Source organism: Streptococcus cuniculi (genome assembly GCF_001921845.1).
GTDB lineage: Bacteria > Bacillota > Bacilli > Lactobacillales > Streptococcaceae > Streptococcus > Streptococcus cuniculi.
Map to the genome: position 1 here is coordinate 220,532 of NZ_MSJM01000002.1, position 25,996 is coordinate 246,527.

General features: G+C 40.0%; 15 protein-coding genes. 1 reads left to right on the forward strand and 14 read right to left on the reverse strand.

Annotation, left to right across the window (positions count from 1 at the left end):
* Positions 1-47: 47 nt before the first annotated feature.
* The 14 genes from BU202_RS02805 to BU202_RS02870 all read right to left on the reverse strand — a co-directional run bounded on the left by BU202_RS02805 (position 48) and on the right by BU202_RS02870 (position 24,192).
* Positions 48-386: a type II toxin-antitoxin system RelE/ParE family toxin gene (locus BU202_RS02805; protein ID WP_075104286.1), complete on the reverse strand. Its 339-nt coding sequence runs from the start codon at positions 384-386 to the stop codon at positions 48-50.
* Positions 379-672: an antitoxin gene (locus tag BU202_RS02810; protein WP_075104287.1), complete on the reverse strand. Its 294-nt coding sequence runs from the start codon at positions 670-672 to the stop codon at positions 379-381. Before BU202_RS02810 ends, BU202_RS02805 begins: the two co-directional genes overlap by 8 nt.
* 206 nt (positions 673-878) lie before the next feature.
* Complete coding sequence (essC, locus tag BU202_RS02815; protein WP_075104288.1) at positions 879-5,249, reverse strand: type VII secretion protein EssC; 4,371 nt, start codon at positions 5,247-5,249, stop codon at positions 879-881.
* Positions 5,250-5,260: 11 nt separating this feature from the next.
* Positions 5,261-6,469 (reverse strand): type VII secretion protein EssB, encoded by a 1,209-nt coding sequence (gene essB, locus BU202_RS02820; protein ID WP_075104289.1) that lies wholly within the window; start codon positions 6,467-6,469, stop codon positions 5,261-5,263.
* 18 nt (positions 6,470-6,487) lie between these two features.
* Positions 6,488-6,652 (reverse strand): hypothetical protein, encoded by a 165-nt coding sequence (locus tag BU202_RS02825; protein WP_244149011.1) that lies wholly within the window; start codon positions 6,650-6,652, stop codon positions 6,488-6,490.
* An 81-nt stretch (positions 6,653-6,733) separates the two neighbouring features.
* Positions 6,734-7,195 (reverse strand): hypothetical protein, encoded by a 462-nt coding sequence (locus tag BU202_RS02830; RefSeq protein WP_075104291.1) that lies wholly within the window; start codon positions 7,193-7,195, stop codon positions 6,734-6,736.
* A 9-nt stretch (positions 7,196-7,204) separates the two neighbouring features.
* Positions 7,205-10,282: a type VII secretion protein EsaA gene (gene esaA, locus BU202_RS02835; protein ID WP_075104292.1), complete on the reverse strand. Its 3,078-nt coding sequence runs from the start codon at positions 10,280-10,282 to the stop codon at positions 7,205-7,207.
* A gap of 74 nt (positions 10,283-10,356) precedes the next feature.
* Positions 10,357-10,659 carry a WXG100 family type VII secretion target gene (locus BU202_RS02840; protein ID WP_075104293.1) on the reverse strand — a complete coding sequence of 101 codons (303 nt, stop codon included), beginning with the start codon at positions 10,657-10,659 and terminating at the stop codon, positions 10,357-10,359.
* Positions 10,660-10,783: 124 nt separating this feature from the next.
* Positions 10,784-13,159, reverse strand: coding sequence for an SA1320 family protein (locus tag BU202_RS02845; RefSeq protein WP_075104294.1), 2,376 nt, complete (start codon positions 13,157-13,159; stop codon positions 10,784-10,786).
* Between the two features lies 1 nt (position 13,160).
* Positions 13,161-13,478 (reverse strand): hypothetical protein, encoded by a 318-nt coding sequence (locus tag BU202_RS02850; RefSeq protein WP_075104295.1) that lies wholly within the window; start codon positions 13,476-13,478, stop codon positions 13,161-13,163.
* 725 nt (positions 13,479-14,203) lie between these two features.
* Positions 14,204-15,094, reverse strand: coding sequence for a G5 domain-containing protein (locus tag BU202_RS02855; RefSeq protein ID WP_075104296.1), 891 nt, complete (start codon positions 15,092-15,094; stop codon positions 14,204-14,206).
* 138 nt (positions 15,095-15,232) lie between these two features.
* The gene (locus tag BU202_RS02860; protein ID WP_142354759.1) at positions 15,233-15,577 is read right to left on the reverse strand and encodes a hypothetical protein; all 345 of its coding nucleotides are present in this window, start codon (positions 15,575-15,577) and stop codon (positions 15,233-15,235) included.
* A gap of 63 nt (positions 15,578-15,640) precedes the next feature.
* Positions 15,641-23,485 (reverse strand): isopeptide-forming domain-containing fimbrial protein, encoded by a 7,845-nt coding sequence (locus BU202_RS02865; RefSeq protein WP_279626011.1) that lies wholly within the window; start codon positions 23,483-23,485, stop codon positions 15,641-15,643.
* Positions 23,486-23,619: 134 nt separating this feature from the next.
* A complete protein-coding gene (locus BU202_RS02870) occupies positions 23,620-24,192 on the reverse strand; it encodes a TlpA family protein disulfide reductase (RefSeq protein ID WP_075104299.1) in 573 nt (190 codons plus the stop codon).
* Between the two features lie 989 nt (positions 24,193-25,181).
* Between BU202_RS02870 and BU202_RS02875 the strand changes: the two genes are divergently transcribed.
* A complete protein-coding gene (locus tag BU202_RS02875) occupies positions 25,182-25,994 on the forward strand; it encodes a Cof-type HAD-IIB family hydrolase (protein ID WP_075104300.1) in 813 nt (270 codons plus the stop codon).
* Positions 25,995-25,996: the final 2 nt, after the last annotated feature.

Genomic DNA, 25,996 nt, shown 5'->3' on the forward strand with positions numbered 1-25,996 from the left:
ATTAGAAAAAGTTATCTATTAAATCCACCTTTATAGCTACTAAATACCTACTTATTGAATAGTTTTGCCCAATCTTGTCGCGAATTCAAAATACGTGCTACATAGACATCATAATTTTCAATATAGTAAAAAGCTAGATAGTTTTCAATAGGCATATACCGATAGACCTTGCCATCATCTGTCAATTGACCGTACCCTCGGCTAGACACGAGAGGACATGCTTCTGGAAAGGTCTCTAAGATCTCCAGCGCTGTCAAGATAAGTTCTAATTTTGCATCAGCAGATTGTCGACTGTAAAAATTAACTAAGATGTAGTCATGAATCTCTCGCAAGTCTTGTTTAGCCCTATCTGCTAATGAAACCTTGTAGCATTTAAAATTAGTCAAGACCAAATTCCTTTCTGACATCAGCTAATGGGGTTACTTTTCCTTGAGCAATCTGTTCATGACCTAATAAAATTTCCTTTTTCAAATCTTCAAAAGCAATCTGAAATTGAGAATCTGGAATGTCGCTCGAAACAAATTCGCGTGCATCAACTGCACCCGTTGCAATCTTTCTGAGAGTTGCGTTAAAAACATCAGAAAGTGTCACTCTTTCATCTGCTAGAATAGCTTTTGTTTTTTGATAAAAGACAGTTTCTGCCCTGAAATTGACTGGTTGTGTTTTTGCCATACAGTATACCTCTGTTGTAAAGATGTTTCGTATATACATTTTACCATTGTTCTTTACTATTTTGCAACTAAAAACTCAACATCTCTCTCGTTATAGATGCTCCCCTCTTACACTTGAAAGCAGATATAGCAGTAAAGTAAGAAGCTTCCTTCTCAAAAAAGACCTTTATGTGGTATGTAAAACCATTGTCTTTATTAGAATCCTTTCTACACCTCCAGTAACTGCACAAACTCATATCCTTCTGGATAGAGGATATAGCCTTGATTTGGTTTCAGAGATGGTTCATTATTCAAATATGGATAACGGGTATGATTCTGAGCACTAATCCGAACACCCAAGAAGACTTGTTCGACTAGCTGAAGCATCAGTTTAACATAACTATCATAACTGTTATTGACCAGATCTTGATAACTTCCCACAAAGAGAAGGGTAACCCCATGCTTGGCTCCTTCAAGCAAGAGCAGTTTCATATCCGCTTCACTCAAACCAACACTCATTCCTGTCGAAGCAAGATCCGGAATAATGACTAGCCAATTTGGGTAGGCGACTTGCGGATTGGCGACTCTATCTTTTAAGTCTCCCACAATTGTCCGAAGGACATCCCCTACTTCTGAACTGCTAGTAAAGCGATTCGCTCCTTCAAAGAATTGATTTGGTATTTTCTCATTATTATCAAGCACAACGACATTGTAGCGGTCTTTTAGTCTATGAATGTGGTAATCCAATATCTTGTAATAATGGTTAATGAAGGACGGTCCTTCTGCTGCCATCAAAATCGGCGCATCAAAGCTAAAACCAGCTGGTTGTACCCACTCCCTATCTAAACCAAAGACAAATTCTTTAGCAGATTGTACAAGATGGTCCACCGTTACCTTTTCAGGTAACATAGGGATACCATCTGGCAATTCACCTGTATAGGCAGCCTTCATAGCAGATACTTCTTGTGCTACTTCCGCAATGTAGTCAGCATATTGCTCGCTAACATATGGTAAGGCTACTTGGAACTGCGTAATCTCCTCCAACTTCGTTACTGCACGACCCTTCATCTCATCCAGTTCAATATTAGAACGTCCTACAATCCCCGATAAATCACTCGTATCAAACAGGAAGAGGGAAATTTTCGTTTTGAAATTAGACTGGAGCTGCAATCGCATCGCATTCAGACGAGACATGGTCGTCACAAGATACATTCCTAATGAGGCTCCATCACGGGCAATGACATTCAGTACATCATAGAAAGAATCCGCAAATGGTGCGTCCATCACGCTATCAAAACCATCAATCAGGATAAAGAGGCTTGGGAAACGAGATTCAGACAATTGGTTATACTGGCGTAAATTGGTTGCTTTCAATTTCGACAAAGCCTTTTTACGTTCCTTAACCATCTGATGGAGGCGACGCATGGACTTGAGAATTTTTTCTGTCTCATCTAAGGCAAAATAATCTGCTACATGAGGGAAATCAGAGAGAGAAATCAACCCACTTGTCCCAAAATCATAGAGGTAGAAGTGCAAATCAGCTGGTGTATGTTTTCTCATCGTATCTACTGCCAGACTTTGGAGGAAGGTAGACTTCCCGAATCCTGGACTAGATACCAAAAGAATATGACCTGCTTGTTCCATATTGAAATAGAGCGGAGATTGCTCCTGTCTTTCTGGAATATCTTGATAACCTACTAAAATCTCCATAGGCCCTTGATGCTGATTCCAATAGTCTTTAAAATTCACTGATTGTAACTCTTTAGCGTATATTTTTTCTTCTAAAGGAGGTAACCAAGGACTGGCCACTTTGGGAATCCGTAACCCTTCAAACAATTCATGGGCTTTTTCGACAATCGCATCTAGTTCCGTTGGAATCGCTTTGATTTCTTTTTGGTTTGCTAGGGCACTCAAATCTTTGTTAATCGGTGAGTATTGACCACTATCTGTAATCTCATAAATCGTGGTCTCCCGCTGAACTTGATTTTTCCCATCTGGGTTATAATCTGCTCCTGACCAAGCACTTTGGAATAGTTCATAAATTTCATTATTCCCAACCTGTAAGTAAGCCCGTCCCGTTTGAGTGATTTCTGCTGCATCTGGGGTCTTAATCACTTCTCGTGAATCCGCAACATCTTGAACTTTTAGGGCGATTTTAAATTTCGAGTTAGACCAAATTTGGTCATTAACGACACCGCTTGGCTTTTGGGTAGCTAGAATCAATTTCACACCTAATGAACGACCAATACGGGCAGTCGAAATCAACTCATCCATAAAGTCTGGTTGATTGGCTTTTAACTCCGCAAACTCATCACTGATAATCAGAAGTTGAGGAAGCGGTTCACTAACCTTGCCTTCTTTGAAAAGTTTTGTATATTGATTAATGTGGTTGACATCATTTTCTAAGAAGATTCGCTGACGTTTTTTCAACTCTGCCTTAATGGACACAAGGGCACGGTTTGCTTGGTTCCCGTCCAAGTTGGTGATGGTTCCTACAACGTGCGGGAGATTCACAAATAGGTTAGCCATTCCTCCCCCTTTGTAGTCAATCAAGAGAAAGGCAACTTCATAGGGATGATAATTAACCGCCAATGATAAGATATAAGATTGAATCAGCTCGGATTTACCTGATCCTGTGGTTCCCGCAATCAAGCCGTGTGGCCCGTGAGCTTTTTCGTGTAAATTCAAATAGAGAATATCGTCACGTCCACGAACTCCTAGTGGAACTGCCATAGTTTGATAGGTTTCATTTTCAGACCAACGGGTCAATAAATCCAACTCTTCTACACGAGTCACTCCATACATCTCTAAGAAGGTAATGCTATTTGGTATCGAATTCCGCAGGGTTTGAACATGATGAATCCCCGCCATATTCCGCGCAAAGCCTTCTTTAGACTGCACATCAATCATAGGTAAGGGTACAAACGGCTTGTTCACATAGGTCCCATTTTGAAGTAGGAGAGTCGCTTTCTTATCTCCTCGGTAATCCACAACGGTCTGTACATGTTCTGGTAAGCTCTCAATCACTTCTTCTACAAAAATATAATGAATTCCTAAATGCGATAGGTCTTCATTGATATACTCCATAATGTTATGGTCTAAGAGTAGACTGAGGTCTGTAATCAATAAAATATAGCGAGGCGTATACTGCTTCTCAGTATTCTTATCTTGCTCACTATCTAGCTTTCTCTCCTTAATAATCTGATAAAGAGAGGTCAATAACTGATCGCGTGTCCGTTGGCTATAGACAAATCCACGACTATTAAAGGCTTGAATCTTGATATGAGGCAACCAACGACTCCAATTCCACAATGGTAGTTCTTCTTCACGGAAGATTGGAATAAATTGCACATCATGATAACTTTGGAAGGTCGCTACCTGCATCATCAATTGCTGAACCTGCTCAATCACCACTTTTCGATTGCCAATATAACCGATAGGGCTAGCAATATCATTTTGAATTGGAACTGGGCTTATCATTCTATAGTAGGACAACAGTTCCTGTACCTTTTGCCCCGCCTCTTCATGATACTTGGTCAACTCAGAGTTGCTATAATCAATTTGAAAGCTAGCTGGTACTTCTCCTAGTCCTAAGCGGTAAGTTAGGAAATCAAAATGATAAGGCGTCTTCTCATAGATTCGTCTATCAGTTGTTTCTGCCATTTCAAGAATGGTCTGCGTATCTGGATAGTGATAAAGGAGCGCCTCTATCTGCTCCTCTTTATAAGCTGAAAGGTCTTTGTATTTCGTATCTAAATACGACATATAATCCTTTAGCTTTTGTGCTTGTTTTTCTTTGTGATTTTTCTTATCCGAGAAGTAGGTATGAATAGAAGTCCCAATGGTAATGACGGACATCCCCATCATCATGAAGACCATACCACCACTCCGAGAAAATAGATAGGTTAATCCTGTAAAGACAATCATCGCAAGAGGCGTAATCAAGAGCTTCAGTAATGATTGCTTCGTAATATCTTCATCTGTCGGGGCAGAAGCAATGGTAATTTGCCCTTCCGGTTCCCGTAAAATAATGCGAGGTGAGCGATGAAACTCTTTTGCACGATCTTCTACTACTGTCTCGACAAAGTTCAACAAGGCAGTTTCAATATCAAAAATGGTTGCTATCGAAAGAACCTGCTTCTGAAGAGACAGTACAATCCCTTTTTCGAAAACGAGAACATCGTTTTCACGAATAACCTGCTTCCCTGACCGCTTCTGACCATTTAAAAAATAAGCATCACTACTGATAAAATCAATCTCACTATTCTCATGAAAAGTGTAGACAATTTCTCCATCGTAATCTTCTAAGCGAATCGTCGCATCTTCCTCGCCTGATAGGTAGAGAGAATCCTTGGGAAGAAGAAAATATTGAGGTTCAGGAAGAATCATGAGCGTGATGGTCACAGTCTCTGATAAGGATATCGTATGAATCCCTACCCTATAATTCTTTTCTGATAACAGCACTGTTTCTTTATCCACTTGTAAAGACAGAGAATCCTCAAGTGGTAGCAGAATATCAGAACTCACTTCTCGGCCTAACACATAATTTCTTTCTGGATAGAGAGGATAGGCATTTGCTTGATAAATAAGATACATCATCTCTTATCCTCCTACTTCTTCGAACTTGATGAAGAACTGCTTGATGAGGAACTTGTAGCAGCCGATGACGAAGCCTCTACCTTCGTAGCTTCTTCTGTCGCGCTATTATCAGAAGGAGTCAGATATTGCTTTTTCAGCTCTTCTAATTTCGACTTGTAGCCATTCATCTTCTCCGTCCGTTCTTCAGAAGTCATGTCTGGATTACGCTGAATCTCATCAATTTTCTTTGTCATTCCATACATCAATAATTGTGGATCGTCTAAGAAACTAGCAATATCAATCGCTTCATCAATCTTGGCTTGACCAATCAATACCCAGTAACGAAGGTAGTCTTCATTAGACTGACTAGAGATCTTACTTAATTCTGTTTTTTGCTCATCAGTCAAATGTTCCGTCATGATTACGGAATAAGCCACAATATATTTATCTTCTTGGCTTAGTGATTTGCTATCTGTATTTTTCAAGGTGGAGATGACTTGTGAATAATCTTCCTGAATGAAGGCTAGTCGAATAGACGAAATCATTTCTTGTCTTGGCAAAGCAAAGAAGAAAAGATAGCCAATCCCAATCAACGAACACACGGCCACAATGGAGGAAATAATGGCAGAAATCTTTAATCGTGTAACGAATGTATTACTCATTCTTGAGTAGTTCTGTTCATTCAGCTGCTTCTCTTCTACGTATTTTTCTTGAAGCAGATGCAAAATATCTGAAATACTCTCTGATTGTAGCACAGTCTCGCAGAAAAGATTCCCTTTGTAAAAAGGTAGTTTCCCATCCATCAAAGAAAGATAGTCTGTCTTGTCATCTAAAAGAGACAGAATCATTGCTTTGTATCGTTGAAGAAATTCGTCCTCTGTTATCGAATCATAAGGCGGAATCTGTCCCTTGATTCCCTTATGGATAAATTGAGGACTAGCATTCATTGTAAAAGCAATGGACTCTGGTTCAAATGAGTAGGTGTATTTCGAAAACTCTAATTCCTTATACAAGCGACCAATATTCAAGAGATGGCGCAAGCGTTCTTCCACCGTTAACTCACTCAATCGTTCCCAGCCGTACATTCCTTCTTCAAGGTAGCTTTCCAACAACAATACTTCATCTTGGACACTAATATCTGTTGTAAGAAAAAGAGGATGTGCAGCCTCTAATAAGGTATAAGCTACCTCACGATTTCCTTTAACATCCTCTACTAATAATTCCATTTTTAATTCTTTCATCATTCTCTCCATCACATCCTAAATGGTTTCTAATTGTACTAATACCCCGTCCTTCAAGTTCTCTAATGTTCCTGTACTTGCAATCATCTGTCCTGTTTGCACAACTCGTACAGTTGGATTGACGATGGTTAAGGAGAGACCATAAGAATCAGATACAACCTGCAATAATTCTTTTAAGGTCATAGAGGAAGGTATTCTTAAATCAAACTGCCGATTGATCAATAAAGTAAAATCAAGACTAATGTTGATATATCCATCCATAAACTATTTCTTTCCTTTTCTTTGGATAAAAACACGAATAATTGAATATCCCATCACACAGAATCCTAAACCCAGCATCCCTAACACTTGCCATGAAAGGGCAGGAGACTTCGCACTTAATGAAAAATGATAGTCTCCTGTATTTGAAATCATGGTTTTTGACGTAAACAACAAGGGTTGATAGGCTTCTACAATATCTTCGCTCGATAGGCTTGATAAGAAAAGATGATTCCTGTCCGTTTTCTCCGTTTCCTTTACCTGATCTTGCGCTTTTTGAATTGCTTCAGTTGTTTCTACATGAAATAACTTGGCAAGTTCGCTTTCCTGCTCAATATAATGGAGCTCTTTGGATTCTTGGTTTGAATGAATGTTCGTATCGATTTTCAATGAACCACTGTCTGCCGAGACTGATGTCAGCAGACAAGAAGTGAATAAGATAATTCCCAAACCAATATTCTTTTTCATATCAACTCCTTAGCTTTCCTTTACCTTTCTATAAACAAGTACATTCGTACTTCCTAAAGCAATCGTCATAAAGAACACTAGAACAGCAGATAGGCCCCAGCCATTGGTATGGTTAATATACTTCGTGACTAGATTTTCTAAATGTGATAAGGGAGAAAGCGCATCTAAGAAATTAGCAGAGCTAACATAATGTGCATCTAACAATTGACTAGCGGTTACAATATACAAAAGCAAGAGCACAATCCCAAGTAAAAATCCTAGACTATGTAACTTCTCTAACATCAAATTGAGGCCATAGGTAAGGAATAGAGTAATCGTCACTAACAGGAGCACAAAGGCTACAATTTGACCAAGATTCATTTCCAATTTAACCCCTGATACAAAGGCGATGAAGATTCCTGCGATAGCTCCCATTGTTGTTAAGAAGGTCAGGGGTGCTGTCGCATTTTTCCAATGAATCCGATTGGTAATCTTCAGCTGTTGTTGTAGGCCTGAAATATCCGCATGTTGTAACAAGTAAGCAATCCCTAAAGCTACCAAATAACAAATTAAAATAATCAGTAAACCGGAGCGTTCATCCTGACGTGCTGTTGTTACTTTAGTAGCCGCAGAGGTTTCTAATACATTTTGAATCTTGGAAGCATCAACTGGATTTGATAAATAGTCATAGACAGCTTCATTTTTATTATTTCCTGTCTTGGTGTTGCTCAAAACAGTTGAAAAGGCTTGAAGAAACTCTTTATTCGAGGTATATGTATCATCCATCACATTTTTCAATTCTGCAACACGACCTGATAGAGACTCACCTTCCTTTTCAAGGTTAGAAACGTCTGAAGACAATTTTTCGACATCTGCTTCGATTGTTTTAGAAACAGATTGATTTGATTTCGTATTGTTCATCAGCGTTTGACTTGCGGCCATCAGCTGAGTCAGATCTTTGTTCATGTCCAGCGTGACCGTCACTAGACTTGTATTCTCACGTTTTTCTGTTTCGGTAAATACTGGTTTATTCTGAATGGTTGTATGAGTTTTTTCAGTCTCCTCGATGACAGAGTTCAATTGAGCAAGTAAATCAGAAGTGCTTGTTCTCAACCCATCAATATTCGCAATTAAACCTTCCGCATCTGCAACTTTAGCTTCAAACTTCTCTAAATCTTCATCAGGAACTTTTAATTGATCTTTTAAGGTCGAAATAGTGGCATCTTTGATTAACTGAACAATGATTGCCTTGAGGTTCTTAGCATCTGTCTGGTTCAGTAATGCAGATGAGCCTGGTTTTACTTCGCCTGTTTGTAAATCCATATCATAAAATGCATTTGCAAGAGAAGCAACCTCTAAATAACCTTTCACATCATTATAAACAGACTGTAAGCCTTTATTTACTGTATAAAGAGGGGCGTTAGAAATAACATCAGTATCTGAATAGGTTCTTGTAATCGTCTTCCTTTCTGCTTTCGGCATACGAACAACCATTTCTCCCTCAACTTCTTGAGATGTTTTCACTACTGCTCGTACCTGTACATCTTGGAAGATATCCACTTGCTCTGGATTGACTGCTCCAAGAGTATAGGGAATCTCAAATGAAGTACCACTTAAACCAGTAAGCTCATATTCCGTATCGCTTATTTTTTTAGTAGGATAGTTTACATTTAACACATAATTCGCAGGAACAAACACCTGTACACTAGTCACATTTCCCTCAATATTATGAAAAGAGAGGAATCTTGGCGCTTGTAAATTTTGCAAAACAGCTTGTTTCACTTCCGCTACATGATTTTGTTGCATCGTAGAAGTCTGTCTTGTTGGTAGAGTTTTTTCGTTTTCAGTTGAATACCACTCCACAAAACGATTGATAGTTTTCAAGTAATTCCGATCCGCATCAGATAAGCCCATGCTATCAATGGTATCATCACTATAGTAAGGCATTGTCGCAATGGCACCATCGATTTTTGAAAGCATGGTATCATGGAGCTTCTTGAAGTATAGCCCCAGCGTTTGCTTTATTTCATCAGTCTTATCTGTTTCCTCACTCGTATCTGCCAGTGACTCATCAACCGCTGCCGCAATCGCTTTTTCATATCCTTTTAAGGCTGTATCAACATCAATGTTTAGCTTTTTTAAGCGCTCCACAAAACTTTTTAATTCACTATTAAAGCCATTCACTTTGTCTGTTGTATCTTTCCACACAGCAGGTTCGCTCAAATGTTCTAAAATGTATGAATTGAGTTCCTTCATCTGCGTCAACTGTTGTTCAACTGTTAACTTTGAAAATTCTTCGTCATAATTTTTTAAAATGGTTTCTCTCGTATCAATCGATGACTGCCAAACTTCCTGCAAGGATTTAATCTTTTCAATTTCTTCTTCATAGGTTTTATCTACGCTAGCAATCGATGTAAACGCATCATTTGTATTATTAAGATCCTTACTAAATGAAGAATACGTGTTTACTAAATCATTTGGTGTTGAGCTTAATCCTGCAAATAGCTGAAAGTAGGATGTCAAAGGGTTAAATAATTTCGTACTATAAGCATCCAAAGCCTCGCCTTCATTTGTCACAACGTCTGACACTTGAGATTGCGCAGTCTGAAGGTTTCCAATGATACTAAGAAAGTAGATATTGACTAGATTTTTATTGAAAAGACTCTTAAAATCAACTACGGCTTGTTCAGCCTGCTTTACAACTAGTTGCTTATCAGATTTGATTTCATACTGAAACACAGCCCGCGACGGATTCGCAGATTCAATGGCCAAACTATTCTCTGAAAATTTACTTGGGAAGATAATCATTAACTGGTAAGTGTTGTTTTCTAAACCTTTCGCTGCAATCGAGCGAGATACCGTTTCAATATCATAATCAGTAGAAGTTGAGAATGATTTCAATAAGGTATCTGCAATGTTTACATTTTCTCCATTATAATTCGTTCCCTTATCTTCGTTGACAACCGCAATTTTAAGGGGACTCTTCTGCGATACTTGTTCAGAAGAGCTTTTACTAATCGGAGTTGGTTTGATAACACCTAAAAAAGAGATGATGATGGTAATCGCTAATAAAGCCACTCCTAACCAGGTTAATCGTTTCTTGTTCACAGTTTTCTCCTATACGAAATGATAAAAAAGGGCTGAGGAAGCCTCCCCAACCCAACACATATGTTTGTCGCTTTTTAGCCGTGATTAAGACCAAATCCACTCTTAATAGCGAGGTCATTTTCTGTCATAATATCAGCAGTCTTATCAAGTTGAGTATTGATTTGTTGCATCAACTCCGCAAAGTTCTGCACTTTTGGTTTCAGCTCATTGAATTGGTTATCAAAGCCGTTAAATGCTTCACCTTCCCACTCACTACGAAGTGTATCTTGAAGACGTTGAAGATTATTCAAGATTTGAGTAATGTCATTTGAAGCTCTGCCATATTCTTTAGCACGAGTTTTTAGCGTTTCTGGTGATACACGAATTTGTCCTGACATAATAGTGTCTCCTTTAGTATTTTTATAGATAAATCACACAATTTCTTACAACTATTTCCAAGTTTTTCTTTTTTTTATTGTTTTTTCTACAAAATAGTTGCATAACAAAAATAGAGAAGCGATGTTACTTATTAAGAGAGAAGCGATTCGCCTGAAGTGCTAAAACGCCACTCGGCAACGTCTCTCCGCCACCTTGATCTCCGAAACAATCGCCTACCAATTGATTGAAATAGCTAGTCAGCTGATGGACATTTCCTAATTGTTCTGATAGCCTAGTGATGGCTTGACCTGTCATTTGACTTGAGATTGTTGTTATTACATAGTTGAATTCCTGCATGATGCGCTTGATCTGAATTTGGATTGTTTTTTGACTGGCAACAATCTCATCCAAATCAAAAGCAGTATAGACTCCTTCCTCAATAATTGCCTTTAATTGAGGCTTTAGATGTTGCATATCACTTTTGGCCGAACGTGTTATCTCGATTGCTTCTACAACCTTGTCCGTTAACGGTGGAATCTCTTGATATGCAGAGCGAATAGTTACCGACGTTATCGAACCATATAATCTCACTAATTGACCCCAATAGGTCCGTGTGACAACAGGTTCATCATCCACCATCTTTTTCTTATCTACGTAAATGTCGATGTCGAAAGAGTCTTTCACCGCGTCAACCGTCTGATTAAAGGATGTCAACTGTTCAGTCCATCTCTCTAAGGAAGCCTGAACTTGTTGAAAGGCATCTGAAAACGCAACTGCTACTTCCTTAGCATACTGATTACTCCGCTTTTCGACTTGCTGATCAAAGGCCTGTAAGACATCTTTCACATCATCAAAAATAGCAGATTCTTCCAGGTAGACTTGGTAAGAGGCTGGGACATTTTGAACAGAAAAATCTGCCATGTTACCGCCACTTGACAGTTGTCCCTGCAACCATTCATCCATTCCTTTAAAGTTATTGGCTAAACTCAAGGTTAGACGAGATACATTTTCGACCGCCGTTTGTAATTCTTTAAGATTTTTTTGCTCTACTTCCAATACTTCTGTCAGAGATTGGCTAATCCCATCCTTTTTTCCTTCCCGTAATCCCATTCCTTCAAAAATGGTTTCACTCTTCTTTTTGAGTCTTTTCGCACTTTCTTCTAAGACCGCAGAAGACTTGAGAGCCGTTGGTGTAGGATTTATCGGAAAACCATTTTGGAAACCGCTTGTTTTCTCATCTGTCAGCTGTTGTGCTAGTTGCTGACTAGTTGCCGCAAGTCGAGATAGCATGCTATTGTAGGAGGAAAGTTCCAAGTAAGCACCACTAGCAAGGTAGGCTGGATTTGAAATCGTATTGACCAATGTTTGAGGAGAAGATAGATGATCAAAGATATGCTGTTTACTCATCATCTGCCCCAGTGAATCATGAAGCCGATAGAAGACCTCCGTTAGTCTGGTTTCCTTAAAGCGCTGAACAATACTTTCTTCTACTTTTTGCTTTCGCGTGTTAAAATCCCCTGCAATCTTTGTGTTTTTCTCTTGGCACAGTTGACACACTCGTATCATGGCTGGAATCTCTATCATAGCCAAGATATTCAAATTACTCGAGAGCATTCGTAAACTATCTGGATTAATCTTGATTGTCTTACCACCCGCAAGAATGAGATTGCCACTAGAAAGGAACAAATTCCTAGGCTCTACATTTTCAGGACTTAAGTGAATATCCTCCACTCCATCTCCGTCAATATCAATGCCCGCCTGATAATTCTTCTGGTCAACAATGAAGCCATATTTGTCAATGAGATTTCCGTGAGCATCAAACTCCCACGTTGAAAGCCCATGGTAATACAAAATAGCAAATATCCCTGCATCCTTATACGAATCTACATAACGCGCTATACCTAAGGGATCTCCACCATAATTCCCGACCCAATCTCTCGTATTGCGATAATTAACAAGGATATCTGTATGGGCTTTGGCCCAAGCAATTTCTTCTTCTGTCAACATATTAGCAGGGCTCGGTCCATTAAAGACTGTTGAAGCCCATTTATTTTTTATCGCAACTAAGGTAGCGAGATAAGCTCCTAGGGAATGACCTGTCGTAGAGATAGTGGCTTGAGGATATGTTCTCTTGATGTCTGCGGCGAAATCAAGAGCCGTGTCAATTTGACTATCCGTTGATAAGCGAGGGGCTGTCTCGAAGTAATTTTGACCGCCGATAATACTATTTAAGTCCGTCTGTCTATCTTTTCCATCGCTAAAATTAGTCCCAGCATAAGCAATTGTAATCTGGGAATAATCCACTTCCCCGTTCACAACTGGCGCAACCGCCATGGCTTGCATGCCATTGGTTTGGTTGTCTGCTACTTTTAACACTCTGAATCTACCTATAGATTTATCTTTATAATTATAGTAATAGTCCTTGCCTACTTTGGGATGGTATTTAACATCGCTTCTACTACTGTCTACCCAATAACTTTGTTGTGATAAAAGGTTCAATTGTTCATCAGTTTTTGCCATACTAATCCCCTAAATACTTTATTTTAATTTGCGATAAATCAATCTCTCCTTCTAAAGCAATATCACGTTCAATTGATTGAAATCTATCAATAGGATTTAAACCGATAATTGCATCTTTTTCCTCCAGTTCTTTTAGTTGCCTTATGGAAAGAGTTGTTTCTAGACTTTCGTCTCCATTTAATTGAATATTCAGTAAATAAAAACCTGTTTTTTTATCTTTCTTAAAGTCCATAAATTCTACTGAATCAATTTCATATCCTCTTACAATCCATCTAACAACGTTATCTTGTTGTTCTTTAGTCAATGTTTCCTTTTTCATACCACACCCTCCTAATATACTGATTACCCAAACAACGAATAAAATAGATTTCAGTCATTTCTTCATGCTAGCTACCTCCTGTACTTTACGACTATTATTCAATAGTTTCAGTGAAAACACATAAAATAAAAGTGCTATAAATTATATATAAACAATTTTAAACAATGGAATTATATTGTGTTTCTCTGTCGCAAAAAGCTGAACAGAACAGTCCCCCATTAACCTGTTCATAAACTTCATATCTATCTATTCGTAAAAATAATTCAAATATAAAGAAAAAGAAATATTTTTGCTCAGAAATCAAGAATTTACTATCATTGATTACTCACTATATTTTATGCTTCCTATTCTCATGCGTTAAAAATTAAAATTTGTATACTCTATAAAAAAAGAGCGGGGTAGAAGAAAATCTGCTTCTATCCCGCTCCTGTGGACATATATTGTAAGGTATCTTGCCATTTCAAAGCTGATACTGGTATTGTCGGATGATTGTAGTTGAGATTTTACAACCACACCGACCACACATCGGCTTACTGTACTTTCTTGTACTGATGTGGATGGCGCCAGTAGCGTCTTGAACAGAGGTCACTACAAAATTGAGTTCGTCTATCTAAGGCTCCCTCGATTGTCGTAACTGTTTCATGGCATCTTTTACAAATAAATGTTCTACTTTTGTAGTAATTAATTGGTGTTATTTCTTTCATTGAGAATACCTCCAAAAGAAATTATTTTTTGTATTTTTTACCTTTGCCAATACCGATAAATGATACAAGTGCCAATCCCAAGACCATCAATCCTGAAACAAGTCCCGTATTAGCGCTTTCTCCTGTTGTAGGTAATTGCTTGTTCTCCGTTTGAGGTTGAACTTGAGGGTGCACCTGGGTCTGTGTTGGAGGTGTTGGAGGTGTTGGAGGCGTTGGTGCGTCTTCCTTTGTTCCGACTTCAATGACTTCATTCACTACTGGGCTTGTCATTTCACGTTTGACTTCTTTACGTTCGGTTTCTTTGCCATCTACGTAAATAACGCTATAGGTGATGGTTTCAACGCCATTTTGTCCTGATGTTTTGACGCGTTTTTCGCCTTTTGGTAAATCAGGATTTTCTTCATACACAGTCGTATAAGCGACTGCTTCTGTTTCGGTCTCCGTTTTAATCTCGATGACAGGAGTTACTGCCGCTTCCTTCGTCCCGACTTCAATGACTTCATCAACCGCTGGGCTCGTTACTTCGCGTTTTACTTCTGTACGACTGGTCACTTTGCCGTCTGTATAGGTAACTTGATAGGTGATTGTTTCAACACCTTCTTTACCAGGAGTTTTAATGCGTTCCACGCCTTTTGGTAAATCAGGATTTTCTTCTCTCACACTCTTATACGGAATCGAAGACATCACTGCTTCTTCTTTCACTTCTACTTTCGGCTCGGCTTTGGAATCTTCTTGAGGCTGTTCCTGCGGCTTCTCGTTCGGATCTACCTGTGGTTGTTCTTGTGGGTTCTCGTTCGGATTTACTTGAGGATTGTCTTGTGAATCATCTTTCGGGTCAACTTGAGGATTGTCTTTGGGGTCCTCTTTTGGTGTATCTTGGGGATTTTCCTTTGGATTCTCGTTCGGATTCACTTGTGGGTCTTCCTTAGGTTGTTCCTGTGGATCTTCTTTTGGTTCCTCTGGAACTACCTTTGGATCTTCTTCAGGTTTTTCCTGTGGATTTTCTTGGGGTTGTTCTTCCGCCCCTTTCTCCCGTTCCGCTCTTGCCTTTTATTCTTGATAACGTTGAATCAATGGCGCTAACATGGCTTTGCCTTCTTCACTGATGACGGTACGTAGCGCAGACTCATAAAGCTCTTGTGAGTCCTCAATTGATGCTTCAATCAATTCTGGCTCTCCTTCGTTTAAATCCTCTTCAAATTGATTCAAGGCATCTTGTAGCTTAAGAATCGCATTCTTTTCAGCAGCGCTCATAATCGCTTCATCGGGTTCTGGCTCTTCAGCTTGAGCAAATACTGCTGTTGGCTGAATCAAGGACGAACCAATCGTCGCAAGTCCCAAGCTGTTAATCATAAGAACTGCTCCACACATTTGAGCTATTTTTCTCTTTTTCATAAAAATCCCTTTCTATATCACTTTAAAGTATGGGAGGGAAATTCCCTCCTATACTTTACTAGGTTAATTGTATTTCTTTTTCCTAAGCAATAGAACTACAATGAATAGGTCAACGACCGCAAGAAGAACAATTTCTAAACGATGTGTATCCGTAGAATTTGTCCGAGGTAAAATCTTTTGTGGACTTGGTGCTGACGGCACTGGATCGCTCGGCGTTGAAGTTGGCGGCATTGAGCCTTTTGGTAGTGGTGGTTTAGGCGCTGGGGTTGATGGTTTTGGTGGTACCACTTTAACAACATTTGTCCGTTTCTTAGTCTTCGGATCATGGTTAAAGATGACATCAGCCGTATTATCAATACCGTTTGCATAAACTTTATCACTTAATGTAGATGGGTCTTTAATTGAAGAATAGATAATCAGTCTTACCTTGCTACCACGTAACACTTCTAGAATATCTACATTCTCAATATCTACTTCCACATATTGGCCATCAACAGTCACCTTGGCAATTTTAGATAGGCGTTCTTTATCAAGCTCACCTTTTTCATTGACATTCGTCAATAGTGCAATGACCTTGTCCATCTTCGCAAGTTTTGCGGTCAGCTTCTCTGCTTCTTTCTGGAGATTCACTTTATCTGCTGCAGAAGTGACTGTGCTATTATCCCGTTCAGCTTCTACTTTTTCAAGTTCCGTCTGTGCTGCTTTCAGCGCTTCTTCTAAGCTAGCAATTTCTGCTTTTAGCTTAGCTTCTTCTGCATCTTCTTCCTGTTTCGGTTTAGAAGTAGGTTCTTCTGCAGGCTGGCTGGCAGCTGGTTTCTCTTCTGAAGCCTTGTCCTCTGACTCTGCGTCTGCCTTATCCTCTACTGCTTTATCTGTAGACGGTTCTGAAACAGCATCTTCTACCTTATCTTCTTTTGTCTCTGAAGCATCAGTAGCCTGCTCTTTTTTATCTGCATTTGCAGTTTGAGCTGCTTTTGCTTCAAGCCATTTATCCAAATTCGCTTTGGCAACTTCAAGTTGTTTTGTCAAGTCTTGGACTTTTTCTTTGGCTTCTCGAACAGCATCAACCGTTCCAACATTGGTTGCCTTACCATTCAATTGATCTAATTTTTTATTCACTTCATCCAATTGTTCTTGAACAGACTGCCTGATTTGAGTGAATTTAGGCTGATCAATTTTAAGGGCAACAGCATCTACCTTCAAAAGACTATCCAAGGTATCAGTAATCATGAGACTTGTCAGCTCTGTTTTCTGATCTGCCTTATCTTCTGGGACTGTCGTCACAATATCGAATCGGAACAAATCAGTTGCTTGCCCTAATGCTAAGCGACTTGTCTGCTCTGCTCCTTCAACACGACTGACTGTCTTGTAAGGATCTCCTGGTGTTGGTGGTTGAGGAGTATCTGGTGAAGGTGGTGGAGTGACTGTTACAGGTTTCGTTTGTTTTTGCCCATCAATTCCATTACTATTCACAAAATCTAAATGAGCCACATTCGGAACCTTCATATCCGCATAAGATGTTACATCAGCATCAGCCTTAATCTTAGATAAGATATAGACTTGGATGTTACTAAATCCTTCTAAGCGTTTGAAATCTTTAACAGAAACGGTCACTTTGTTTCCTGATGTCTGAACATCTAAGATATCAGAAGCATCATAGCCATCAACATAAGCGACTGGTGTTCCTACTAGTTCCAAAGCAGCATCCAATTCATCTGATACGACAAATTCTTTATAGAATTTAATATCACTTGGAATAGCAGCCGTCACATTGTACATGTAAGTCTGTTCCCGATCGATATCCAAATGTTCCAAGGTCTCATTGATTTTCTTATCAATCTCTGGTTCTGTTGGAGTTGGTGGGACTACAGGAACTTCATTGGAATCTTTCACCACCTCTGGTTGATGAGGGAATTGTGCAACATAGGACGCAGTATTCGGCACACTTGTCTTCTCTTGCGTTGTGTAATCTGAAAGATTGGCACCATCTTTAATCTTCGCTTGGAAACTTAGGACAACTTCTTGACCACCGCTTGCCTTAACTTGTTCAGTTGCCAGTTTTGCAGTGATGGTTTGACCATCTAGGCTAATTTGACCAGCATCAAGCGCCTTACCATTGAGGGTTACTTGGGCTGAATCACCTACAACTTCAAGAACATCGACAAGAGTATCTTTTACTGAAAACTCTGTCGCATCGAGCGGAACACTTGTTTTCACATGGTAGGTGAAGACTTCGTCACGACTCGCTAGGGTTGCAGAATCTGCACCGTTGACATCCTTTTCAATTGTTGGTTCTTCTGGAGTTGGTGGGACTACAGGAACTTCATTGGAATCTTTCACCACTTCTGGTTGATGAGGGAATTGTGCAACATAAGATGCAGTATTCGGCACACTTGTACCTTTTTCAGTTGTGTAAGCTGAAAGATTGGCACCATCTTTAATCTTCGCTTGGAAACTGAGGACAACTTCTTGACCACCGCTTGCCTTAACTTGGTCTGCTGTCAACTTCGCTGTGATAGTTTGACCATCTAGGCTAATTTGATCAGCATCAAGTGCCTTACCGTTGAGAGTTACTTGGGCTGAATCACCCACTACTTCAAGAACATCGACAAGTGTATCTTTTACTGAAAACTCTGTCGCATCAAGTGGAACACTTGTTTTCACGTGGTAGGTGAAGACCTCGTCACGTGTCGCTAGGGTTGCAGAATCTGCACCATTGACATCCTTTTCAATTGTTGGTTCTTCTGGAGTTGGTGGAGTGACTGGAACTTCGTTTGAGTTTTTCACCACTTCTGGTTGGTGTGGGAATTGTGCAACATAAGACGCGGTATTTGGCACATTTGTACCTTGTTCAGTTGTGTAATCTGAGAGGTTGGCACCAGCCTTAATCTTCGCTTGGAAACTTAGGACAACTTCTTGACCACCGCTTGCCTTGACTTGTTCTGCTGTCAACTTCGCTGTGATGGTCTGGCCGTCTACAGTAATTTGACTTGCTTCAAGCGCTTGACCATTAAGCGTTAAGCTCGCTTGAGCAGTCTCTCCTGCAAATTCGAGAACCTCTACAAGCGTATCTTTTACTGAAAACTCTGTCGCATCAAGTGGAACACTTGTTTTCACGTGGTAAGTGAAGACTTCGTCACGTGTCGCGAGTGTAGCTGAATTCTCTCCATTGACATCCTTTTCAATTGTTGGTTGTTCTGGAGTCGGTGGAGTGACTGGCACTTCGTTTGATGATTCGCTTGTTTTTGGATTATGGTCAATCGTATACTTAGCTGTATTTGGAATAGACGTTTTACCTTCTACAGCATAAGCCGCTAGATTAGCTCCCTGCTTAATTTTAGCTTTAAAGGTAACGACGATTGGCTTCCCGCCATTTGCTTTGACAGTATCTTCTGGGAAATCAACTTGGAGATCTTGCCCTTTCGCTACAATCGTTGCATCTGTCTCTTTGCCATCAAGTGTTACACGAACATCTCCATTTTCACCTGCAAATTCAAGAACCTCTTTTAGTTGGTCTGTGACTGTAAATGCAGTCGCATTCAACGGCATAGAAGTTTCAATTGTATAGGTAAATGTTTCATCGCGTTTTGTAAGTGTCGCAGCATTTTCTCCATTAACCTTTTTCACAATATCTGGAGAATTTGGTGACGGGGGTGTGATCGTAACAGGCTCTGTGTCTTTTTTGGTTTTAGGATCATGGTTCATCAGGTAACTTGCTGTATTTGGAACGAGTGCCTTATCTTTTTTCTCATTCGGATAACGCTTCACTAATTCCTCTACAGATAAACCATTTGCAATCTTAGCTCCAAAGATAACTTGAACAGCCTGATTCGCATTAGCTTCAACCTGCTCTTTATTGAATGAGACTGTTAGCGTTTGTCCATCTTTTTGAACAGCCACATCTTGGATTTCCTTGCCAGCAACCTTGACCACTACATCTCCTGCGAAAGTCAACTCTTTCACAAGAGTATCCGTAATCTCAAACTGGTTAGCCAGACTTGGCACCTTCGTATCAATTGTGTAGGTAAATTGTTCCGAAAGACTTCCTAAATCCGCATGATTTTTATCATTTACTTTCTTAGCAATCGGAGGTGGTGTAACCGTAACAGGCTTACTTTCTTTCTCACCTGCTTGATTTTGCTTATTGACATACGAAAGTCTCGCTGTATTTGGAATCCCTTCAATCGCTGTACCTGACTTGATTTTTGCTGGAATCACCAATTTCACGGATTGATTGCCCAATTTCCCTGCTTTAGCCATATCCTTCATGGTTGCAGTAACGGTTTGTCCTTCTACTTTTACGTCAAAGAACTTCGCGGCGTCCCCTTCAATAGAAGGTGCTGCAGAGGTGAACTCTAAGCGGGAATCAAGTGTATCTGTGATGACATAGGATTTGTATTGATCAATATCATTTGGCAGTTTACTTGTGATACTGTAGGTATATTCTTCTTGAACTCCCACAATTGCTTCTGTCAATTTGTCTTCAATCTTCTTATCAAGAGTCGGATCCGTTGGCGGAGTGACTGTAACAGGAGGTGTTTCTTTCTCACCTGAAGCATCTGCCTTATTGGTAAATTGAATCGTAGCCGTATTTGGAATTTTAGCGGTTACGACACCTGCTTTGATTTGTGACGGAATTACTAATTCCACTTCTTTTGCTGCTAAAGCTGCTGCATCCTTGAAATCTTTCATGGTTGCAGTAATGGTCTGTCCTTCTACTTTTACGTCAAAGAACTTCGCAGCATCACCTTTAATGAATGGTTTTTTGCTGTCTGTATTGACCACTTTCAACTCATCATTCACCGTATCAGAAATGACAAATTTCTTATAAGAAGTAATATCTGTCGGAAGTACCGTCTTAATGTTATAGGTGTAGTCCTGTTCATTTGCGATATCTAAATGAGTTTCTTTCTCATTGATTCGTTTTGTCACAGGTGGCGGCGTAACAGTAGCAGGGTTACTTTCGTACTCTTTCTCAACGTCTTGTCTATTGGTCACATCAAGATGAGCTTTGTTCTCAATCGTTGCACCGCTCACACCTGATTTGATTTTGGCAGGAATCTCTAGCTCAACCAATGAAAGTTTAGCGACCTCTGCAAACTTACCTGCTTTCACAGTAGCTGTTACAGTTTGACCGTTTGTTGCTACTTCAAACAAATCGGCAGCATCTCCCTTGATGGTAGGTGTCCCATTCAATTCAAGGTTCGAATCCAATGTATCCTTAATCACAAATTTCTTATACTGCTCCATATCATTTGGAATCGAGGTTGTAACAGTATAGGTATACGGTACAGTATCAAAGGTTGTAAACTCTGTTAAGGTATCGTTAATGCGTTTTGATACCGATGGTTCTGTTGGTTTAGGCGGAGTGACAGTCACCTTATTTGAAGTAATTGGATCATGTCCATTTAAGATGACATCAGCCGTATTCGGTACCTTGATGACCCCATTTTCATTGTATTTAGAGACATCTGCCTTATCTTTAATCTTCGCCTTAAACGTTAAGACAACTTCAGGCAATTCAGATGATTTTCTTGTCACTAGACGTGTAATCGTATTGATAGCCTTGTCATCTAGTTTCACTGAGACTGTTTGGCCCTCGACCTTAGCAACCAGCCCTTGGCGGTCATACGCTTTACCAGCAATGGTCACACTTGCACTATCTGGTACAATCTCCAGCTCGTCTACGACTTTATCTTTTAGTTCAAAGGAATCAGCAATTCCTGGCCATGGACTTTTGACTGTATAGGTAAATTCTTCCCCAGGAGTACGTAAATCCTCATGCTCTTTATCGTTAACAGCTTTTGTAATTTCTGTCTCTACTGGAGGTTTCACATATACTGCATTCGAACGACGAACCGTATCACGACCATCTGGTGTCGCTTTCAAATGATTCTTTTCATCTGGATCCTTGGTGCCATTCCAAAGAATCGAAGCCTGATTCACAAGACCGAATCCTTGACTGTCTTGAAGTAATTTCAGATAGTCTTTATTTTTCTTATTTTGGTATTCTTCCTTTAGACGAACGGTGATGGTCATCGTTGCTTTTTTGAGCAACAAATGCTCATAGGACTCATTTTTAGCTGGTACATCTGCCACCACTACTGTCTGTTTGTGACCATCTGCATCTTCTTTTTCAACCGTTCTTGTCGTATAAGTCTGCCCAGTTGAATCAGATGCAACTGCATTTACCACCTCTAAACGATAGTCCAATGGATCCACAAGCATGACATTCTCTTTGAACTCATACGGTACATTGTTGTAACTATAGTTCACAGTATAGGTAAAGTTTTCGCTAGCTGCATCCAATAAAGCGCTGTAAGATGGCTTCTTACTTAACTTCAGAGGATCTTCAATCGTTCCTAAATCGTTTGTTTGATTGTCATCCTTAATCGATTTGGTAACGGTTGGATAGCAGTAAGCTAGTTCCTGCACTTCAACGGTTTGTGGCGTTTTGCTTCCGAGTTCCGCTGTCTCATACTCACCAACCTTAAATCTTCCAGTCAACTGTGGAATTTCCACTTTTTCTGTCTTAGGCTGGTAGTCAGCAGGAGGATCAACCTCATCCTCTTCAGCTACAGCTTCAGCTTTTGTAGAACGACTCAAATCGTAGTCAAACTTATTGTCTCCTGGATTGAAGACACTATCTGGTACAGAAATGGTTACCTTATTTCCATCTTGTTTGACTAGACCTTGGATTTGCTTATCAGGATCTTTCACGTCTTCTACGACCGTTTTTCCATTGATACGAACCGCATCAACGGTGTAACCGTCTGTAACCTGAAATTCTCCTTCAACATTTTCTTTCACCAAGGCTTGACCGACAGCTTTTAAGATTTTATCCGCGAAGGCTGTAGCAGATTTTTGCTCATTGACATAGTAGGTATCACTAGTTGCAACTTTCTGCAAGGCTTCATGGAAGACAGTTTGAACAGGGCGATTATCACCCGTATTCACTCCGGTATTTGCAAAGCCTTCTAAATAAGCTGTACCATAACCGCCACCTTTCGTGAAGGAAGGAACGTTCTCCCAGAAACCCACAACAACAGCACCGTCATCTTTAGGATTATTAGCTTGCCCTGCAACTAACGTCTTTAACGTATTACCAGCCTTTACTAACTCTTGAGCACGCGCCAAATAGTTTTGACCCGCTTCGGGGATATATCTATCGGATTCTTCTACCCCTCGGCTTTGGAAATAAGCTTTTAAAGCATAGTCCCTATAGTTACTTCGCTCAATAACAACTTTCCCGTCCTTGCGAACCCCATTAGCGACACCATCTGTGACGAGCAAGAAAACCGTCTTCCGATTGTTCTTCATGTCACCTTTAATCTTGTTGTATGCTGCAATGGTATCTTCAATGGCAGGCACCGTTGGCGTTCCACCATTGGTCACAAAGGCATCAATCTTTTCGTTGATGGTTTTTGTATCACTTAAAAGTTCTGATGTCTTTACCTGATATTTATCCTTCGCTTGAGTTTCTGTAGTTTCTGTAGCTAAGTAAGAAAAATTACTATCAATATAGCCAGTTCTTCGTTCCCCAGCATCAAAGTATTGGTTCCCGTCAATCCCTTGGAAGGTATTGACCATCACTCGGTCTGTTGTATCTGGATTTCCTGTAAAAATCAAGCGTGGATTTTTAGGATCATACTTATCCAAGGCTACTGGTTTCGTTAGTTCTTTCAAGGCTTTTTGGACTTCACCAATTGTATCTTTGAAGGAACCGCTCGTATCCTGTAGAATCACCAAATCAATGGGCTGACGTGGCAAACTCCATTTGACTTTTTCTGTCTTCTCTATTTTCCGCTGACAGCCGTCAGACGTAATCGTCGCATTCTCAATCTTCTCAACTTTCAGAGAAGACGATGCACCTTGCGCACTGACTGATGCAAATCGGAAAAAACCCATAGGTATTAATAAGGAAAGTCCTAATAGTAGGATTAACACCTTTTTTATTACATTTTTCATGTTTAACTTGACATACTAAGCTAGCACTCTAGCTTCTTTGTTGCCTCTCCCTTCTTTTTTCTACTCCATCAAAATTACAAGATTGTTTTGAGTTGAGCTTCCAGCGATGCTTCATCTTGGAAACGAATCACTACCTTTTTCACATTTTGTTCTTTATCGACAAAATACATCGTTGGAATAGACTGGACCTTTAAAGAGTCGGCTGCCTGTTGACCATTATCGTAGTAATAAGGAAAGCTAAAACCTTCCCGTTTAATATATTGGTCAGCCTGCTCTTTCGGTTCAATGTTAGGATCGCTTAAGTTAATCATGACAAAGTTCACTTTATCACCATATTTTTTATAAACTTCTTGAACCACTGGCAGTTGCTGTTGACAATCTGGGCACCAACTAGCCCATTCGACGATGAGCATTGGCTTATCAGAAAAATCCGCATCTGTCTTATCAAGTCCATTTTTGTCTAGTACAGTAAACTCTGGAACTCTACTTCCTTCTAATTCCAAGGCAGAATTAGAGGTAGGTGGTATCTCTTCCTGTGTTTGACTGCTATCTGGTGATATTACTAGATGATAAGATGCCCAAACTCCTGTAGCGACAAGTAAGCCGACTACTAAGAATGGTACCCACCATCTATCCTTCCATTTCATCTCATTATCCCTCCCTTGTAATAGTAATATGCGACATGTACCCACCATCCCAACCCTTATACAATGTCGCTCATCACGAGGACGTTTAAACATAGGAATACAGTTCGTTTGTGTTTCATCCTTTCCCCTCCCTTTCTAAATTTCTCGCACGAACAACTCTCTCTTTCAGATTCCCTCACAGCCATACCAGTCTCACCTTATATAGTCTGTATAACTTTCTCGCCACAATTCCTATATAAATATATGCATATATGTACATATAAACATATTAATATATGTGTAGAATTGCATGTTTTTACATACTTATCATAGGTTTTTCTGGCACTTTTTGCGCAGACTGTGAGTTGTAAGGTTTGACTTGTAGTCAAACCTTTGATATACGTAGTATATCAAAGGCATATATATTTGTGGTTTTGCCATGGTTTTTGGCATGAAAGATAAGCAAATACTGTAGAAAGCATCCTGCATATTCTTTTACCAAAAGACTCCTAAGACTTCATTTCATCAACCTTTAAAAAGCTCTTCTTAACGAAAAACAAGCCAAAGCCTGTCCTTTTAGATATAAAAGAAAAATTAAAAAATATGATTTCTAACAAATTTTTTACAGCGTACTATTATAGAAGAAAAGCATGCTGGAGAAACAGATAGAGAAATTCATATGTACTACCCTATCCCGTTCACAACCAGTTTTGACAATATGAAAATGTTTGGTCTGTGTTCCTTGACATGGACTGTCTTGAGCCCCCTTAGTGTCGTCTTTCTGCCACCCTGGCTCTTCAAACAATCCACCCTACTTAACCACGCTTTCGTATTTCTAGGCGAGGGAAAAAACAGCACACGGGGCTGACCTCGCTTTCCTATTTTCGGGCTCGGGAAAAAACAGCCCACTGGGCTTGACGCGCTTTCGTGTTTCTAGGCGCGTGAAAAAACAGCCCACTGGGCTGTTTTTTTATGCTATACTAGTCTATAGAATACTGAAGGAGGAATCTATGATAAAATTACTTGCCCTTGATATGGACGGGACTTTGCTCAATAGTCAGAAGCAATTGACGGAGCCCCAGATTAAGGCAATTCATCGGGCTGTGGAGAGCGGTGTCAAGCTGGTTCTTTGTACTGGGCGTATGTTGACAGGGGTCAAGCCCTACTTTGACCAGTTGGGACTGGATGCGGAAAATGAGTATGTCATTGTCAATAATGGCTGTTCAACCCACCAGACGAGTGATTGGAAGTTGATCGACTGGGCGGAGCTATCGCCTGATGACATTCGCTACCTGACCACTTTCATTCCAGAAAGTGAGATGCAATTGACCCTGTTTGACGAGGAGCACTACTATGTCCTTGACGATGAGCCAAATGAATACTCACGCGCGGATGCCAACCTAGTCTTTGTGGAGCCAACGATTTTAAGCATGGAGGAAGCGACCAACCAGAGTCGTCATCTCTTCCAAGCCATGTTTGTCGGCACCAAGGAAGCAACGGAGGCGTTTGAAACCAAACACGCAGCAACACTCAACCAACACTTTGACGCTGTACGCTCGCAGGATGTGCTACTAGAAATCCTGCCAACAGGCACAAATAAGGCTTCTGCCTTGAAGAAATTAGCAGAGCACCTGCAGATTTTACCAGAGGAAATCATGGCCATGGGCGATGCCAATAACGATATTGAAATGCTTGAATTTGCAGGATTGAGTATTGCCATGGGCAATGCCAACGACCATGTCAAATCACTGGCAGACGATGTCACCGATACAAATGATTGTGACGGAGTAGCCAAGGCTATCTACAAACACATTTTACATTAAAA

Coding starts and splice junctions, on each gene's coding strand:
- essC (WP_075104288.1), bottom strand. CDS start 5,249: ATGATGTATCTTATTTATCAAGCAAATGCCTATCCTCTCTATCCAGAA.
- BU202_RS02845 (WP_075104294.1), bottom strand. CDS start 13,159: ATGGCAAAAACTGATGAACAATTGAACCTTTTATCACAACAAAGTTAT.
- BU202_RS02840 (WP_075104293.1), bottom strand. CDS start 10,659: ATGTCAGGACAAATTCGTGTATCACCAGAAACGCTAAAAACTCGTGCT.
- BU202_RS02870 (WP_075104299.1), bottom strand. CDS start 24,192: ATGAAATGGAAGGATAGATGGTGGGTACCATTCTTAGTAGTCGGCTTA.
- BU202_RS02850 (WP_075104295.1), bottom strand. CDS start 13,478: ATGAAAAAGGAAACATTGACTAAAGAACAACAAGATAACGTTGTTAGA.
- BU202_RS02830 (WP_075104291.1), bottom strand. CDS start 7,195: ATGAAAAAGAATATTGGTTTGGGAATTATCTTATTCACTTCTTGTCTG.
- BU202_RS02860 (WP_142354759.1), bottom strand. CDS start 15,577: ATGAAAAAGAGAAAAATAGCTCAAATGTGTGGAGCAGTTCTTATGATT.
- BU202_RS02810 (WP_075104287.1), bottom strand. CDS start 672: ATGGCAAAAACACAACCAGTCAATTTCAGGGCAGAAACTGTCTTTTAT.
- essB (WP_075104289.1), bottom strand. CDS start 6,469: ATGAAAGAATTAAAAATGGAATTATTAGTAGAGGATGTTAAAGGAAAT.
- BU202_RS02825 (WP_244149011.1), bottom strand. CDS start 6,652: ATGACCTTAAAAGAATTATTGCAGGTTGTATCTGATTCTTATGGTCTC.
- BU202_RS02865 (WP_279626011.1), bottom strand. CDS start 23,485: ATGGGTTTTTTCCGATTTGCATCAGTCAGTGCGCAAGGTGCATCGTCT.
- BU202_RS02875 (WP_075104300.1), top strand. CDS start 25,182: ATGATAAAATTACTTGCCCTTGATATGGACGGGACTTTGCTCAATAGT.